The sequence below is a fragment of the Buttiauxella brennerae ATCC 51605 genome (assembly GCF_001654925.1).
Taxonomy (GTDB): domain Bacteria; phylum Pseudomonadota; class Gammaproteobacteria; order Enterobacterales; family Enterobacteriaceae; genus Buttiauxella; species Buttiauxella brennerae.
On record NZ_LXER01000005.1, the window covers coordinates 50,464 to 66,968 of the forward strand.

Genomic DNA, 16,505 nt, shown 5'->3' on the forward strand with positions numbered 1-16,505 from the left:
TCAATCAGCATGTTCTGCTTAGCAAATGATATTAGGGGTAGTTCGCAGCGTTAATCTGCGAAGAAGGGATTGCCATCTTAGTGGAGTTAGTCATGTCTGATAATTATGTAGAACAACCTGTCGCTCATGAGGGGTTTAAATCCCAGTTGCGTTCAGTTGATTTAAATCTATTAACTGTTTTCGATGCTGTTATGCAAGTACAGAATATTACCCGGGCGGCACAGTCTTTAGGAATGTCTCAGCCTGCGGTGAGTAATGCTGTCGCACGATTGAAAGTGATGTTCAACGACGAACTCTTTGTCCGCTATGGCCGTGGTATACAGCCTACTGCGCGGGCCTTTCAGTTGTTTGGTGCTATCCGTCAGGCATTGCAGCTGGTTCAGAACGAGTTGCCTGGCGCCGGTTTCGAGCCGAGCAGTAGTGAAAGAGTATTTAACATTTGTGTCAGCAGTCCGTTGGACAATTTGTTAACTTCCGCCATCTTCAATAATATGAAACGCTTTGCGCCTGGTATTCAGCTGCTTTTCAAATCAGCGTTAAATAAAGATATCGAGCATCAATTACGTTATCAGGAAACTGAGTTTGTAATTAGTTATACAGAATTTCGCCGCCCTGAGTTTGCTTGCGTTTCACTATTTGAAGATGAGATGGTGCTGGTGGCCAGTAAGAAACATCCACGTTTAATTAAACCATTAACGGAAGAAGATGTTTATAACGAAAAGCACGCGGTGGTCTCTTTGGAACGTTTTGCATCATTTAGTGCGCCATGGTATCAGTCAGCAGAGAAACTCGCCTGCATTGCTTATCAGGGAATGGCAATGACCAGCGTTTTAAATGTCGTTTCTCAGACTCAACTTGTGGCTATCGCACCTCGCTGGTTAGCAGAGGAGTTCGCTGATTCACTTCAGTTACAAACATTCCCATTGCCGCTGAAAGATAATATGGCAACCTGCTATTTATCCTGGCACGAATCTGCCGGGCGGGATAAAGGGCATCAGTGGATGGAAAATCTTCTGACTACTATCTGTAGCAAATAAATTCAAACTGTTAGCCTAAACAAGCCGGGTAGTGATAACTATCCGGTTATGATTCGTTTCTTCTGTTTTATAGTTTTTTCTGCTGTTGTTCTTTTTGTGCATCGCCATCCCTCGAGCTTACTAAATCCCGCGTTATTTAGATTTAACCTGCAAAATCACCTTTCATAACATTTTCAATTATAATCTTTGCTTATGCGCAGAGCTTAACTCCGCCAGATGTAGCTTTCACAGTGTTCGCAAGAAAATCAGCTTTTAGCCTGTGAAGATTCGCAATTGATTGCCTGATTTTCAACGGTTATGTTAGGCGGATTATTAAAATTTAAAAGACATATGCAGGGCGCAACAGCCTGCCTCAACGACTAAGCCGAAATGATTTCTGCGGTCGGTCAAACACGTAAGCCTGGAGGCAAACCATGGAGATGTTGTCAGGAGCCGAGATGGTCGTTCGATCGCTTATCGATCAGGGCGTCAAACATGTATTCGGTTACCCCGGAGGCGCAGTCCTCGATATTTATGATGCGCTCCATACTATTGGCGGCATTGATCATGTGCTGGTGCGCCATGAACAAGCAGCAGTACATATGGCTGATGGCCTGGCGCGTGCGACGGGTGAAGTTGGCGTAGTGCTGGTGACATCCGGCCCTGGTGCCACGAATGCGATTACCGGTATCGCTACCGCCTATATGGATTCCATCCCAATGGTGGTGTTGTCGGGCCAGGTGGCTACTTCCCTCATTGGTTATGACGCCTTCCAGGAATGCGACATGGTCGGGATTTCGCGTCCGGTTGTGAAGCACAGTTTCCTGGTCAAACAAGCCGAAGACATTCCAGGCATCATCAAAAAAGCCTTCTGGCTTGCAGCAAGTGGCCGCCCGGGCCCGGTGGTGGTGGATTTGCCAAAAGACATTATGAGTCCGGCAAATAAATTCCCTTACAGCTATCCCGAAACAGTCAGCATGCGTTCTTATAACCCGACCACTCAGGGTCACAAAGGGCAGATTAAACGGGCATTGCAAACCTTGCTGGCGGCGAAGAAGCCGGTGATGTATGTCGGTGGCGGTGCGATCACTTCTGGCTGCCATGAAGAGCTGCTTGAGTTAGCCCAGAAACTGAATATTCCGGTGGTCTCCTCTTTGATGGGCCTTGGCGTGTTTCCTGGAACTCATCGCCAGGCGTTAGGCATGTTGGGGATGCACGGAACATACGAAGCCAATATGGTGATGCATAACTCCGACGTTATCTTCGGGGTCGGTGTGCGCTTTGATGACCGCACAACTAACAATCTGGCGAAGTACTGCCCGAATGCGACGGTGCTGCATATTGATATCGACCCGACTTCCATTTCCAAAACGGTTGGCGCGGATATTCCCATTGTCGGTGATGCTCGCCAGGTTTTGCAGCAAATGCTGGAGTTGCTGGCACAAGAAGATTCAGCGCAAGCCTGTGATGATATCCGCGACTGGTGGCAACAAATTGAGCAGTGGCGTGCACGTCAGTGCCTCGAGTTCGATCGCACCAGCACCAAAATTAAGCCACAGGCGGTTATTGAAACGATCTACCGCCTGACTAATGGCGAAGCCTACGTCACATCTGATGTCGGCCAGCACCAGATGTTCGCCGCCCTCTATTACACTTTTGACAAGCCACGTCGTTGGATTAACTCCGGTGGTCTCGGCACCATGGGCTTTGGTCTGCCTGCGGCATTAGGTGTGAAACTGGCATTGCCAGAAGAAACCGTCGTTTGTGTTACGGGTGATGGCAGTATTCAGATGAATATCCAGGAGCTTTCCACCGCGCTGCAATATGGTTTGCCAGTGCTGGTACTCAATCTTAACAATCGCTACCTTGGCATGGTGAAGCAGTGGCAGGATATGATCTATTCTGGCCGCCATTCCCAATCCTATATGGAATCTTTACCTGACTTCGTCCGCCTGGCGGAAGCTTACGGGCACGTCGGGATCAGCATTCACGAGCCGCAAGAGTTGGAAAGTAAACTCATTGAAGCGCTGGAAGCGGTGCGTAATCAGCGCCTGGTCTTTGTCGATGTGAATGTTGATGGCACTGAGCATGTGTACCCAATGCAGATCCGTGGCGGTGGTATGGATGAGATGTGGTTAAGTAAAACGGAGAGAACCTGATTATGCGCCGGATATTATCTGTATTACTCGAAAATGAGTCCGGGGCATTGTCCCGGGTTATAGGCTTGTTCTCTCAGCGCGGCTACAACATTGAAAGCCTGACAGTTGCACCGACTGACGATCCGACACTGTCTCGTATGACTATCCAGACGGTCGGCGATGCGAAAGTGCTTGAGCAGATTGAAAAGCAACTGCATAAGCTCGTAGATGTTCTGCGAGTCAGTGAACTTGGGCAGGGCGCACACGTTGAGCGCGAAATCATGCTGGTGAAAGTGCAGGCTAGTGGTTATGGGCGAGAAGAAGTGAAGCGCAACGCAGAAATATTCCGCGGGCAAATCATTGATGTCACCCCAACGCTTTACACCGTTCAACTGGCAGGAACCAGCGACAAGCTGGATGCCTTCCTCAATACCATCCGTGAAGTGGCAAAAATTGTCGAAGTGGCACGGTCAGGGATCGTCGGTGTATCGCGCGGCGATAAGATCATGCGCTAGCCTGTGAAAGGCGAATGAAGAGTAACCCGGTAACCTGTGCCGGGTTTTTTTTTGCAAATAACGCAACAACTGCCAGCAAAAGCGGTTGCCCGAGTTATTATTCTGCGCTTAGATGATAAGAATGAAACCATGACCAGGGTATGGTTATGGAAATCCTAAATAAGGGGCTACTGTGAAATTGGATGAAATCGCGCGCCTGGCTGGAGTTTCGCGTACCACGGCGAGCTACGTCATCAACGGTAAAGCAAAGCAGTATCGCGTCAGCGATAAGACCGTTGAGAAAGTCATGGCGGTTGTTCGCGAGCATAACTACCACCCGAATGCTGTTGCGGCGGGATTGCGTGCCGGGCGTACGCGTTCTATCGGGTTAGTTATTCCAGACCTTGAGAACACAAGTTATACCCGTATCGCCAATTATCTGGAGCGCCAGGCCCGCCAGCGTGGATATCAATTACTGATTGCCTGCTCGGAAGATCAGCCAGATAACGAAATGCGTTGTATTGAGCATCTGTTACAGCGCCAGGTTGATGCCATCATCGTTTCAACTTCATTGCCACCAGAACACCCTTTCTATCAGCGTTGGGCAAACGATCCGTTCCCTATCATCGCGCTCGACCGTGCACTCGATCGTGAAAATTTCATCAGCGTAGTGGGTGCTGACCAGGAAGATGCGGAGATGCTGGCCAGCGAACTACGCACTTTCCCTGCCGAAACGGTTCTTTACCTCGGTGCACTGCCAGAGCTTTCTGTCAGTTACTTGCGTGAGCAAGGTTTCCGTACTGCGTGGAAAGATGATCCGCGTGAAGTGCACTTCTTATATGCCAACAGCTATGAGCGCGAAGCCGCGGCACAGCTTTTTGATAAATGGCTCGAAACGCACCCCATGCCACAGGCGCTCTATACCACCTCATTTGCATTATTACAGGGTGTGATGGATGTAACATTACGACGTGAAGGGCATTTGCCTTCTGAGCTGGCTATTGCCACTTTCGGAGACAATGAATTGCTCGATTTCCTGCAATGTCCAGTATTGGCTGTTGCGCAGCGTCACCGCGATGTCGCGGAACGCGTGTTGGAACTGGTCCTGGCAAGTCTCGATGAACCTCGTAAACCGAAGGCTGGTCTGACGCGTATTCGCCGTAATCTATATCGTCGTGGTAGTTTAAGTCGCCACTAACAAGACATGGCAGTTACGACTGCCATTCTTAATTAAGAATTATCCCGTGTTAATTCCCTTCGTAATTCAGGTAATTATTTTTCATTACTAATCGACATTTCTTAATTCCGGTATTAATTCCTAAATTGATATAATTATCACTCTTAGAATTATTTTGTTACATAGCAAAGTGTAAAAGTGTCGGATAATTAAACAATAGCCATCCGTCATGATTCAATCTTACCCCCCAGCCCGCGTTTCGCCTGCATCTGGGTCTGTTATCCTGTCGAGAAATACCTTAAAATGCCGACCGCGTCGCAAACTGAACACTTCATATTTTACCAGTCAGGTTTTCAGCCGATTTAACGATATTTATGCTTATTGATCTTTTTTCTTTCAAATATTCATAACGTTAATTTTGCATCGTGGATGTAGCGCCTTTTCACGCCAGTCATTTATCAATCGCTTAGGAGATGAAAATTATTTCCATCAGCGTGGTAGCTTGCTTGACAAGGTTTTCCTCCGCTCCGTAAACTCCTTTAGGTGGGATTTTGTGGGTCAAAGTGGTGGAAAGGGGAATTTGAGGGTGAGGCTGGCATGTTCCGTGGGGCAACATTAGTCAATCTCGACAGCAAAGGGCGGCTTGCCGTACCTACCCGTTACCGGGAAGCGCTTGTCGAAACCTCTGAAGGTCAGATGGTTTGTACCATCGACATCCATCACCCATGCCTGCTGCTTTATACCCTTCCCGAGTGGGAAATTATTGAACAAAAGCTAGCTCGTCTGTCGAGCATGAACCCGGTAGAGCGTCGCGTGCAGCGACTGCTACTTGGCCATGCCAGTGAATGTCAGATGGATAGCGCCGGGCGATTGTTGCTGGCACCAGTTTTGCGCCAACACGCCGGGCTAACCAAAGAAGTGATGCTGGTTGGGCAGTTCAATAAGTTTGAACTGTGGGATGAAACGACCTGGCATCAACAGGTCAAGGAAGACATCGACGCTGAGCAGGCTACGACGACCACCTTGTCGGACCGTCTGCAGGACTTGTCACTATAAATAATGATGGAAAATTTTAAACATACTTCGGTGCTACTAGATGAGGCCGTGAACGGTCTTAACATTCGTCAGGATGGCATCTACATTGATGGCACGTTTGGCCGTGGCGGTCATTCTCGTCTGATTCTCTCCCAACTGGGACCAGAAGGGCGCCTGCTGGCTATCGACCGGGATCCGCAAGCGATTGAGGCGGCTCAGGCTATTGATGACCCGCGCTTCTCCATTATTCATGGGCCTTTCTCTGAATTAGCTGAATACGCACGCGAACGCGATTTGCTGGGCAAAATTGACGGCATCCTGTTGGATCTTGGCGTCTCTTCACCACAACTCGACGACGCTGAACGTGGCTTCTCGTTTATGCGCGACGGTCCACTGGACATGCGTATGGACCCGACTCGCGGCCAGTCTGCTGCGGAATGGTTGCTTAATGCTGAAGAAGCAGACATTGCCTGGGTGATTAAAACCTTCGGCGAAGAAAAGTTCGGCAAACGTATTGCGCGCGCCATTATCGAGCGTAATCGCGAACAGCCTATGACCCGCACAAAAGAACTGGCGACAGTTGTCGCGGCGGCAATGCCGGTAAAAGACAAGTTCAAACACCCGGCAACGCGCACCTTCCAGGCTATCCGTATCTGGATCAACAGCGAACTTGAAGAGATCGAAAAAGCACTGAAAGGCTCGATTGAAACGCTGGCGACGGGCGGCCGTTTGTCGATTATCAGTTTCCACTCTTTGGAAGACCGGATTGTTAAGCGCTTTATGCGTGAAAACACTCGTGGGCCACAGGTTCCGGCCGGTATTCCAATGACTGAAGCCCAGTTGAATAAGCTTGGCGGCAGATATTTAAAATCAATCGGCAAAATGATGCCAGGCGATGAAGAAGTGGCGGAAAACCCACGCGCGCGTAGTTCGGTACTGCGCATCGCTGAAAGGACGAACGCATGATCAGCAGAGTGGCAGAAGCCCTGACTAAAGTTACTGGCCAGTTGAGCAGTGGCGAGCGGCATGCACTACCAACAGTGATTGGTGGTGATTTGTTGCGTCATGGGAAGCTACCGCTGATCTTGTTCACCGCCATCATCGTTACCGCCATTTTTGTTGTGACGACCGCTCACCACACTCGTTTGCTCACCGCTCAGCGTGAGCAAATGGTGGTGGAGCGTGATGCGCTGGATATCGAATGGCGAAATCTGATTTTGGAAGAAAATGCACTGGGCGATCATAGCCGGGTGGAGCGGGTCGCGACGGAAAAGCTGCAATTGCAGCATGTCGACCCTTCGCAGGAAAACATCGTAGTGCAGCAATAAGGAATCGCGTGACTGATGAGAGCAGCGGCAAAAACGCTTAAACCGAAACGCCAGGAAGAACAGGCCAACTTTGTAAGTTGGCGTTTTGCGTTGCTTTGCGGTTGCATTTTGCTGGCGCTGGTTTTCCTGTTGGGGCGCGTTGCCTGGCTGCAAATCATCGCGCCAGACATGTTGGTTCGCCAGGGGGATATGCGTTCCTTGCGTGTGCAGGAAGTCTCAACTTCCCGTGGCATGATTAGCGATCGCGCAGGCCGCCCATTGGCTGTCAGTGTGCCAGTGAATGCGATATGGGCAGACCCAAAAGAGCTTCATGATGCAGGTGGCATTACGCTGGATAATCGCTGGAAAGCGCTGGCTGATGCACTGAAAATCCCTCTTGATCAGCTTGCTTCTCGCGTTAACAGCAATCCGAAAGGTCGCTTTATTTACCTGGCACGCCAGGTCAATCCAGATATTGGCGACTACATCAAAAAACTCAAACTCCCTGGGATTCATTTACGCCAGGAGTCTCGCCGTTACTATCCTTCTGGCGAAGTAACCGCTCACCTCATTGGTTTTACGAACGTTGATAGTCAGGGCATCGAGGGCGTTGAAAAAAGCTTCGATAAATGGCTGACCGGGCAACCGGGCGAGCGCATTGTGCGTAAAGACCGCTTTGGTCGCGTCATTGAAGACATTTCTTCAACCGATAGCCAGGCCGCTCATAACCTCGCTTTGAGCATTGATGAACGCCTACAGGCGTTGGTTTACCGTGAGCTAAACAATGCGGTGGCCTTCAACAAAGCGGAATCGGGCAGTGCAGTACTGGTTGATGTGAGCACCGGCGAAGTGTTAGCGATGGCGAACAGCCCATCCTACAACCCCAATAATTTAAGCGGAACCCCGAAAGACGTGATGCGTAACCGTACTATTACGGACGTTTTCGAGCCGGGTTCAACCGTTAAACCGATGGTGGTCATGACTGCGTTGCAACGTGGCGTAGTGCGTGAAAATACCGTTCTGAATACCGTGCCGTACCGCATTAATGGTCATGAGATCAAAGATGTGGCGCGTTACAGCGAATTGACCCTTACCGGGGTGCTACAGAAGTCGAGTAACGTCGGGGTTTCTAAACTGGCGTTAGCGATGCCCTCCTCAGCGTTGGTAGATACTTACTCACGTTTTGGACTGGGAAAAGCGACCAACTTGGGGCTGGTCGGAGAACGCAGTGGCTTATATCCGCAAAAACAACGGTGGTCTGACATAGAGAGGGCCACCTTCTCTTTCGGCTACGGGCTAATGGTAACCCCGTTACAGTTAGCGCGAGTCTACGCAACGATTGGCAGCTACGGCGTTTATCGCCCGCTGTCGATTACCAAGGTTGACCCTCCTGTTCCTGGCGAACGTATTTTCCCTGAACAGTTGGTTCGTACCGTTGTTCATATGATGGAAAGTGTGGCATTGCCTGGTGGTGGTGGCGTTAAAGCGGCCATCAAGGGCTATCGCATTGCAATTAAGACCGGTACGGCGAAAAAAGTCGGGCCGGATGGGCGTTACGTCAACAAATACATTGCTTACACAGCAGGCGTTGCACCAGCAAGTAATCCTCGATTTGCACTGGTTGTGGTGATTAACGACCCACAAGCAGGGAAATATTACGGTGGTGCCGTCTCTGCACCTGTGTTCGGTGCAATCATGGGCGGCGTTCTGCGCACCATGAATATCGAACCGGATGCTCTGGCGACAGGTGAAAAAAGTGAATTTGTAATCAATCAAAATGAGGGATCAGGTGGCAGATCGTAATTTGCGCGACCTTCTCGCTCCGTGGGTGCAAGCGCTACCTCCGAGAGCTCTGCGAGAAATGACACTCGATAGTCGCGTGGCGGCATCGGGCGACCTTTTTGTGGCGATAGTGGGTCATCAGGCGGACGGGCGTCGATATATCCCGCAGGCAATAGCGCAAGGCGTAGCCGCTGTCGTTGCTGAAGCGGATGGCGAAGCAACCGATGGCGAAGTCCGTGAAATGCACGGCGTGCCGGTTATTTATCTGAGCCAGCTGCATCAACGTCTTTCTGCTCTGGCAGGGCGTTTTTACCATGAGCCCTCGAGTGCATTGCGCCTGGTTGGCGTGACCGGCACGAATGGTAAAACCACGACCGCTCAGTTGCTCGCGCAGTGGAGCCAGTTGTTGGGCGAAACCAGTGCCGTTATGGGCACCGTGGGTAACGGTTTACTCGGCAATGTTAAACCTACCGAAAACACCACCGGTTCTGCCGTTGATGTGCAGCACGTGCTGGCGAACCTGGCACATGAAGGTGCGAGCTTTGCGGCAATGGAAGTCTCCTCACACGGGCTGGTCCAGCACCGTGTTTCCGCATTGAAATTTGCCGCCAGCGTGTTCACCAACCTCAGCCGCGATCACCTTGATTACCACGGTGATATGGCGGGCTACGAAGCGGCTAAATGGCTGCTGTTCTCAGAACATGATTACGGCCATGCGGTTATCAATGCTGATGACGAAGTCGGGCGCAACTGGTTAATGCGTTTGCCTGACGCTGTCGCCGTGACGATGGAAAATAATTTACAGCCAGGCTGTCGTGGCCGTTGGTTAAAAGCAACCAATGTGCATTATCACGATGGCGGGGCGACCGTGCAGTTCAGCTCCTCTTGGGGCGATGGCGAGATCGAAAGCCGCCTGATGGGCGCTTTTAACGTCAGCAACTTGTTGTTAGCGCTGGCGACGCTGTTAGTGCTCGATTACCCGCTTGAAGAACTGATGAAAACGGCTCCGAGCTTGCAACCTGTTTGCGGCCGCATGGAAGTTTTCACCGCACCGGGTAAACCGACAGTTGTGGTGGATTATGCCCACACGCCGGATGCCCTGGAAAAAGCGTTGCAAGCTGCCCGTTTACATTGCAGCGGCAAGCTGTGGTGTGTCTTCGGCTGCGGCGGTGACCGTGATAAAGGCAAGCGCCCAATTATGGGTGGAATTGCCGAGCAATATGCAGATGTCGTTGTCGTCACCGATGACAACCCACGCACCGAAGAGCCAAAAGCGATTGTTGCCGATATTCTGACAGGCATGCTGGATGCGGGTCGCGTGCATGTGGTTGCAGGTCGTGCCGAAGCGGTAACTAACGCGATTATGCAGGCTAAAGAAAACGATGTGGTTCTGGTGGCGGGTAAAGGCCACGAGGATTACCAGATTGTCGGCACGCAGCGCCTGGATTACTCCGACCGCATTACCGCCGCTCGTCTGTTGGGGGTTGTGGCATGATCCGCGTTTCCTTGAGTCAACTTGCCACTGTCCTTAATGGAGAGTTGCATGGTGCGGATGCCGATATCATTGATGTCACAACCGACACGCGTAAATTAACGCCGGGATGCTTGTTCGTTGCACTCAAGGGTGAGCGTTTTGATGCTCACGACTTTGCGCAAGATGCGGTGAACGGTGGGGCAGGAGCGTTGTTGGTTAGCCGTAAGTTAGCTATCGACGTGCCACAGCTTGTGGTTGCAGATACACATCAGGCATTTGGCGAGCTGGCAGCCTGGGTTCGTCAACAGGTTCCAACACGCATTGTTGCGCTGACCGGATCTTCGGGCAAAACCTCCGTTAAAGAGATGACCGCAGCGATTTTGCGCGAATGCGGCAACACCTTGTACACCGCCGGAAATCTGAATAACGATATTGGCGTGCCAATGACGTTATTACGCCTGACGCCAGAACATGAATATGCGGTCATTGAATTAGGTGCAAACCACCAGGGTGAAATCGCCTGGACTGTTAACCTCACGCGCCCGGACTCTGCACTGGTGAATAACCTTGCAGCAGCTCATCTGGAAGGCTTCGGATCACTTGCTGGCGTTGCGAAAGCCAAAGGTGAAATCTTCGCTGGTTTGCCGGAAAACGGCATCGCAATTCTCAACGCAGATAATAATGACTGGCTGAACTGGCAGGAAGTGATTGGTGGACGCAAAGTATGGCGTTTCTCACCGAATGCCACAGGCAGTGACTTTACCGCGACCAACGTGCACATCACCGTGCATGGCACCGATTTCACTATCAAAACGCCAGCGGGTGACGTTGATGTTACGCTTCCACTGCCTGGTCGCCATAACATTGCTAATGCGCTTGCTGCGGCTTCACTGGCGATGTCGGTGGGTGCCTCATTGACTGCAATTAAAACCGGTCTGGCAGGTCTTAAAGCCGTTCCTGGTCGTTTGTTCCCCATCCAGTTATCTGAAAACCAACTTCTGCTCGATGACAGCTATAACGCCAATGTGGGGTCAATGACCGCCGCAGCACAGGTGCTGTCTGAAATGCCGGGTTTCCGCGTGATGGTGGTGGGTGATATGGGTGAGTTGGGCGCGGAGTCCGACGAATGTCATCGCCAGGTGGGTGAAGCAGCAAAAGCATCAGGTCTTGATTGCGTGTTAAGCGTAGGCACACTGAGCAAAACAATCAGTCTTGCCTCTGAAGTTGGTGAACATTTTACCGATAAGCCTTCTTTAATCGCACGCCTGCAGGCACTTATCGCTGAGCATTCAATGATTACCATTTTAGTGAAGGGTTCACGTAGCGCCGCCATGGAACAGGTCGTGCACGCATTACAGGAGAATGGAACATGTTAGTTTGGCTGGCCGAACACTTGGTCAAATATTATTCCGGCTTTAACGTCTTTTCTTATCTGACGTTTCGCGCCATTGTCAGCCTGCTGACTGCTCTGTTCATCTCGTTGTGGATGGGGCCGCGTATGATTGCTCGTTTGCAGCAGCTTTCTTTCGGCCAGGTTGTGCGTAACGACGGCCCGGAATCTCACTTCAGCAAACGTGGAACACCAACGATGGGCGGGATTATGATCCTGACTTCTATCGTGATCTCCGTATTGATGTGGGCTTATCCATCCAACCCATACGTCTGGTGCGTGTTGTTCGTGCTGGTGGGTTATGGGGCGATTGGCTTTGTCGACGATTACCGCAAAGTGGTGCGTAAAGACACCAAAGGCCTGATTGCCCGCTGGAAGTATTTCTGGATGTCCGTTATCGCGCTGGCTGTGGCCTTCACGATGTACAGCGCAGGGAAAGGAACGCCAGCCACTGAGCTGGTTGTGCCTTTCTTTAAAGACGTGATGCCGCAGCTTGGCCTGTTTTACGTGCTGCTGGCGTACTTTGTTATTGTCGGTACCGGTAATGCGGTAAACCTGACTGACGGCCTTGATGGGCTGGCGATTATGCCAACCGTGCTGGTGGCATCAGGTTTTGCGCTGGTTGCCTGGGCGACCGGTAACATTAAGTTTGCTGAATATCTGCATATTCCATACCTGCGCCATGCCGGGGAACTAGTCATCGTCTGTACGGCGATTGTCGGTGCAGGGCTTGGCTTCTTGTGGTTCAACACCTACCCGGCGCAAGTCTTTATGGGTGATGTAGGTTCTCTGGCGCTTGGTGGCGCACTCGGAACTATCGCTGTGTTGCTGCGTCAGGAATTCTTGTTAGTGATTATGGGCGGCGTGTTTGTGGTTGAAACACTGTCGGTCATCTTGCAGGTTGGCTCCTTCAAATTGCGCGGACAGCGTATTTTCCGCATGGCTCCGATTCATCACCACTACGAATTGAAAGGCTGGCCTGAGCCGCGAGTTATTGTGCGCTTCTGGATTATTTCGCTGATGCTGGTTCTGATCGGCCTCGCTACCCTGAAGGTGCGCTAACCATGACTGATTACCAGGGTAAAAAAGTCGTCATTATCGGATTGGGTCTGACCGGCCTGTCCTGTGTGGATTTCTTCATTGCGCGCGGTGTGACACCACGCGTAATGGACACCCGCATCTCGCCACCGGGCCTGGAAAAACTGCCTGAAGCGGTAGAGCGACATACTGGTTCACTCAATGAAGACTGGCTGTTAGAGGCTGACTTGATTATTGCCAGCCCTGGTATCGCGGTAGCCCATCCTGCGTTAAGCCGTGCGGCAGATGCTGGCATTGAAATCGTTGGTGATATTGAACTGTTTTGCCGTGAAGCTCAGGCGCCGATTGTGGCCATTACCGGTTCAAACGGTAAAAGCACGGTGACGACTTTAGTAGGTGAGATGGCGAAAGCGGCTGGCGTGAATGTCGGGGTAGGTGGAAACATCGGCCTGCCTGCACTGATGTTGCTTGATCCAAGCCGTGAGCTGTATGTTCTTGAGCTGTCCAGCTTCCAGCTAGAAACCACTTTTAGTCTGAAAGCAGCGGCGGCAACCATCCTGAACGTGACTGAAGACCATATGGATCGTTATCCGTTTGGTCTGCAGCAGTATCGTGCCGCTAAACTGCGCGTTTATGAAAACGCCGCGGTTTGTGTCGTGAATGCAGATGATGCGCTGACCATGCCGGTCCGTGGTGCAGACGAGCGTTGCATCAGTTTTGGTGTGGACGTAGGTGACTACCACCTTAACCACCAGCAAGGTGATACCTGGCTGCGTGTTAAGGGCGAGAAAATCCTGAACACCAAAGAGATGAAAGTGGTTGGCCGTCATAACTACACCAACGCGCTGGCCGCATTAGCGCTTGCTGACGCAGTGAAATTGCCGCGCTCCAGCAGCCTTAAGGCACTCACAACATTCACCGGCCTTGCTCATCGCTTCCAGCTTGCACTGGAACGTAACGGCGTGCGCTGGATTAACGATTCCAAAGCCACCAACGTTGGTAGCACTGAAGCGGCGTTGAACGGTTTGAAAGTTGAAGGGACTTTGCATCTGTTGTTAGGCGGTGATGGTAAGTCTGCGGATTTCTCCTCGCTTAGCCAATATCTGCAAGGCTCAGCGATTCGCCTTTACTGCTTTGGCCGTGACGGTGCTGAACTTGCCGCATTGCGCCCGGATGTTGCAGAACAAACCAACACCATGGCTGAGGCGATGAAATTGATCGCCGCTCGTGTGCAGCCAGGCGACATGGTTCTGCTTTCCCCGGCCTGCGCCAGTCTCGATCAGTTCAAAAACTTCGAGCAGCGTGGCGACCAGTTCACTCAACTTGCGAAGGAGCTTGGCTGATGCGCTTATCTCTCCCTCGCCTGCGTATGCCTCGCGTGCCTGGATTTGCCATCCTGGCTTGGTTGGGTGCGGCGCTTAAAGGCTGGGTGATGGGCACGAAGGAAGCTGATTCCAATAACATCGTGATGTATGACCGCACTTTGTTATGGCTCACTTTCGGGCTGGCGGCTGTCGGCTTCATTATGGTGACTTCCGCCTCCATGCCCGTCGGGCAACGCCTGGCGAATGACCCGTTCCTGTTTGCTAAACGCGACGGGTTGTACATCGTTCTGGCATTTGCTCTGTCGATGGTGACACTGCGCCTGCCGATGGATTTCTGGCAACGTCACAGTACCGCGCTGTTGCTGTTATCCATCGCAATGTTGTTGATTGTATTGGTTGTTGGTAGCTCGGTTAACGGTGCATCACGCTGGATTGCCTTTGGCCCGTTGCGTATTCAGCCAGCTGAGTTCACTAAGCTGTCGTTGTTCTGTTATCTCGCCAACTACCTGGTTCGTAAGGTTGATGAAGTGCGTAATAACCTGCGCGGCTTCTTGAAACCGATGGGCGTTATTCTGGTATTAGCCGTGCTTCTGTTGGCGCAGCCTGACCTTGGTACCGTGGTTGTGCTGTTTGTCACAACACTGGCAATGCTGTTCCTTGCGGGTGCCAAACTCTGGCAATTCCTCGCCATCATCGGCATGGGTATTTCCGCGGTTGTGCTGCTGATTCTGGCCGAACCGTATCGAATCCGTCGCGTAACGTCTTTCTGGAATCCATGGGATGACCCGTTTGGTAGCGGCTACCAGCTGACGCAATCTCTGATGGCATTCGGTCGCGGTGAATTGTGGGGGCAGGGTTTAGGCAATTCGGTGCAAAAACTCGAATATTTGCCAGAGGCACATACCGACTTCATCTTCTCGATTATTGGCGAAGAGCTGGGATATATCGGTGTGGTACTTGCTTTATTGATGGTATTCTTCGTGGCTTTTCGTGCGATGTCCATTGGTAAACGTGCATTAGAAATGGACCAGCGTTTTGCAGGTTTTTTAGGCTGCTCAATCGGCGTCTGGTTTAGTTTCCAGGCACTGGTAAACGTGGGTGCGGCGGCAGGCATGCTGCCAACGAAAGGCCTGACATTACCACTGATCAGTTACGGTGGTTCGAGCCTGTTAATTATGTCTACAGCAATCATGATGTTGCTGCGTATTGATCATGAAACACGCCTGGCGAAAGCGCAGGCGTTTACGAAGGGTGTGCGATGAGTAATCAAACCCGGCGGTTAATGGTGATGGCAGGCGGGACTGGCGGGCATGTGTTCCCGGGTCTTGCGGTGGCACATCACTTAATGGCTCAGGGCTGGCAAGTGCGCTGGCTCGGAACCGCCGATCGTATGGAAGCAGACTTAGTTCCTAAGCATGGAATTGAGATCGATTTTATTCGTATTTCAGGGTTGCGTGGCAAAGGCCTGAAAGCAATGTTGCTGGCGCCGGTTCGTATTTTTAACGCCTGGCGTCAGGCGCGGGCCATCATGAAAGCGTATCGCCCGGACGTTGTGCTGGGGATGGGCGGCTATGTATCAGGCCCCGGTGGCCTGGCTGCCTGGTCACTTGGCATTCCGGTCGTGTTGCATGAGCAAAACGGTATTGCCGGGTTAACCAACAAATGGCTGTCAAAGATCGCTACAAAAGTGATGCAGGCGTTTCCGGGGGCATTCCCGAACGCTGACGTGGTAGGTAACCCGGTGCGTACTGATGTGTTAGCCCTGCCATTGCCGCAAGAACGTTTTGCCGGGCGCGAAGGTGCTGTGCGGGTTTTGGTCGTTGGTGGTTCTCAGGGCGCACGCGTGCTGAACCAAACGATACCGCAAGTTGCCGGTCGCCTGGGCGATGCTGTCACCATTTGGCACCAGTGTGGCAAAGGCGGTGAGGATTTTGTTAAGCAAGGTTATGCCGACGCCGGACAGCCTCAGCACAAAGTAACCGAATTTATTGATGATATGGCTGCCGCGTATGCGTGGGCCGATGTCGTGGTCTGTCGCTCTGGTGCATTAACCGTGAGTGAAGTTGCGGCGGCAGGGTTACCTGCACTGTTTGTTCCCTTCCAGCACAAAGACAGGCAGCAATACTGGAATGCGCTGCCGTTAGAAAAAGCTGGAGCGGCAAAAATACTGGAGCAACCGCAGTTTACCGTGGATGCCGTTACCCAAACTCTCGCCGGGTGGGACAGAGCAACGTTATTGGCAATGGCCGTGCGTGCGCGTGCTGTATCCATTCCTGATGCCACAGAGCGGGTAGCAAAAGAAGTGAGCGCCGCAGCACTGGCGTAATCA

General features: G+C 51.7%; 14 protein-coding genes. All 14 read left to right on the forward strand.

Annotated elements, in window-relative coordinates; all coding sequences use genetic code 11:
- The first annotated feature begins 92 nt into the window (after positions 1–92).
- The 14 genes from leuO to murG all read left to right on the forward strand — a co-directional run bounded on the left by leuO (position 93) and on the right by murG (position 16,502).
- Positions 93–1,037 (forward strand): transcriptional regulator LeuO, encoded by a 945-nt coding sequence (gene leuO, locus M975_RS00635; RefSeq protein WP_064556671.1) that lies wholly within the window; start codon positions 93–95, stop codon positions 1,035–1,037.
- 413 nt (positions 1,038–1,450) lie between these two features.
- Positions 1,451–3,175, forward strand: coding sequence for an acetolactate synthase 3 large subunit (ilvI, locus tag M975_RS00640; RefSeq protein ID WP_064556673.1), 1,725 nt, complete (start codon positions 1,451–1,453; stop codon positions 3,173–3,175).
- 2 nt (positions 3,176–3,177) lie between these two features.
- Entirely contained in the window at positions 3,178–3,669 is a 492-nt protein-coding gene (gene ilvN, locus M975_RS00645) for an acetolactate synthase small subunit (RefSeq protein ID WP_064556675.1), read from the forward strand.
- Between the two features lie 172 nt (positions 3,670–3,841).
- Positions 3,842–4,846 (forward strand): catabolite repressor/activator, encoded by a 1,005-nt coding sequence (cra, locus tag M975_RS00650; protein ID WP_064556677.1) that lies wholly within the window; start codon positions 3,842–3,844, stop codon positions 4,844–4,846.
- A gap of 576 nt (positions 4,847–5,422) precedes the next feature.
- Positions 5,423–5,881, forward strand: coding sequence for a division/cell wall cluster transcriptional repressor MraZ (gene mraZ / locus M975_RS00655; RefSeq protein WP_064556678.1), 459 nt, complete (start codon positions 5,423–5,425; stop codon positions 5,879–5,881).
- 3 nt (positions 5,882–5,884) lie between these two features.
- A complete protein-coding gene (rsmH, locus tag M975_RS00660; protein ID WP_064556680.1) occupies positions 5,885–6,826 on the forward strand; it encodes a 16S rRNA (cytosine(1402)-N(4))-methyltransferase RsmH in 942 nt (313 codons plus the stop codon).
- Positions 6,823–7,188, forward strand: a complete 366-nt coding sequence (gene ftsL, locus M975_RS00665) for a cell division protein FtsL (protein ID WP_064556682.1) — start codon at positions 6,823–6,825, stop codon at positions 7,186–7,188. The genes rsmH and ftsL overlap by 4 nt, the downstream gene beginning before the upstream one ends.
- 15 nt (positions 7,189–7,203) lie before the next feature.
- A complete protein-coding gene (locus tag M975_RS00670; RefSeq protein ID WP_064556684.1) occupies positions 7,204–8,970 on the forward strand; it encodes a peptidoglycan glycosyltransferase FtsI in 1,767 nt (588 codons plus the stop codon).
- Positions 8,957–10,444 carry a UDP-N-acetylmuramoyl-L-alanyl-D-glutamate--2,6-diaminopimelate ligase gene (murE, locus tag M975_RS00675; protein WP_064556685.1) on the forward strand — a complete coding sequence of 496 codons (1,488 nt, stop codon included), beginning with the start codon at positions 8,957–8,959 and terminating at the stop codon, positions 10,442–10,444. Before M975_RS00670 ends, murE begins: the two co-directional genes overlap by 14 nt.
- Complete coding sequence (murF, locus tag M975_RS00680; RefSeq protein WP_064556687.1) at positions 10,441–11,799, forward strand: UDP-N-acetylmuramoyl-tripeptide--D-alanyl-D-alanine ligase; 1,359 nt, start codon at positions 10,441–10,443, stop codon at positions 11,797–11,799. The genes murE and murF overlap by 4 nt, the downstream gene beginning before the upstream one ends.
- A complete protein-coding gene (gene mraY, locus M975_RS00685) occupies positions 11,793–12,875 on the forward strand; it encodes a phospho-N-acetylmuramoyl-pentapeptide-transferase (RefSeq protein WP_064556689.1) in 1,083 nt (360 codons plus the stop codon). The genes murF and mraY overlap by 7 nt, the downstream gene beginning before the upstream one ends.
- A gap of 2 nt (positions 12,876–12,877) precedes the next feature.
- Positions 12,878–14,194 carry a UDP-N-acetylmuramoyl-L-alanine--D-glutamate ligase gene (gene murD, locus M975_RS00690; protein WP_064556691.1) on the forward strand — a complete coding sequence of 439 codons (1,317 nt, stop codon included), beginning with the start codon at positions 12,878–12,880 and terminating at the stop codon, positions 14,192–14,194.
- A complete protein-coding gene (gene ftsW, locus M975_RS00695; protein WP_064556692.1) occupies positions 14,194–15,438 on the forward strand; it encodes a cell division protein FtsW in 1,245 nt (414 codons plus the stop codon). Before murD ends, ftsW begins: the two co-directional genes overlap by 1 nt.
- Complete coding sequence (murG, locus tag M975_RS00700; RefSeq protein ID WP_064556694.1) at positions 15,435–16,502, forward strand: undecaprenyldiphospho-muramoylpentapeptide beta-N-acetylglucosaminyltransferase; 1,068 nt, start codon at positions 15,435–15,437, stop codon at positions 16,500–16,502. The genes ftsW and murG overlap by 4 nt, the downstream gene beginning before the upstream one ends.
- Positions 16,503–16,505: the final 3 nt, after the last annotated feature.

Bases quoted from the DNA above. Each gene is read 5' to 3' on its own strand.
- ilvN (WP_064556675.1), top strand. From the start codon at position 3,178: ATGCGCCGGATATTATCTGTATTACTCGAAAATGAGTCCGGGGCATTG.
- murF (WP_064556687.1), top strand. From the start codon at position 10,441: ATGATCCGCGTTTCCTTGAGTCAACTTGCCACTGTCCTTAATGGAGAG.
- mraZ (WP_064556678.1), top strand. From the start codon at position 5,423: ATGTTCCGTGGGGCAACATTAGTCAATCTCGACAGCAAAGGGCGGCTT.
- rsmH (WP_064556680.1), top strand. From the start codon at position 5,885: ATGATGGAAAATTTTAAACATACTTCGGTGCTACTAGATGAGGCCGTG.
- leuO (WP_064556671.1), top strand. From the start codon at position 93: ATGTCTGATAATTATGTAGAACAACCTGTCGCTCATGAGGGGTTTAAA.
- ilvI (WP_064556673.1), top strand. From the start codon at position 1,451: ATGGAGATGTTGTCAGGAGCCGAGATGGTCGTTCGATCGCTTATCGAT.
- murG (WP_064556694.1), top strand. From the start codon at position 15,435: ATGAGTAATCAAACCCGGCGGTTAATGGTGATGGCAGGCGGGACTGGC.
- ftsL (WP_064556682.1), top strand. From the start codon at position 6,823: ATGATCAGCAGAGTGGCAGAAGCCCTGACTAAAGTTACTGGCCAGTTG.
- murD (WP_064556691.1), top strand. From the start codon at position 12,878: ATGACTGATTACCAGGGTAAAAAAGTCGTCATTATCGGATTGGGTCTG.
- mraY (WP_064556689.1), top strand. From the start codon at position 11,793: ATGTTAGTTTGGCTGGCCGAACACTTGGTCAAATATTATTCCGGCTTT.
- M975_RS00670 (WP_064556684.1), top strand. From the start codon at position 7,204: ATGAGAGCAGCGGCAAAAACGCTTAAACCGAAACGCCAGGAAGAACAG.
- ftsW (WP_064556692.1), top strand. From the start codon at position 14,194: ATGCGCTTATCTCTCCCTCGCCTGCGTATGCCTCGCGTGCCTGGATTT.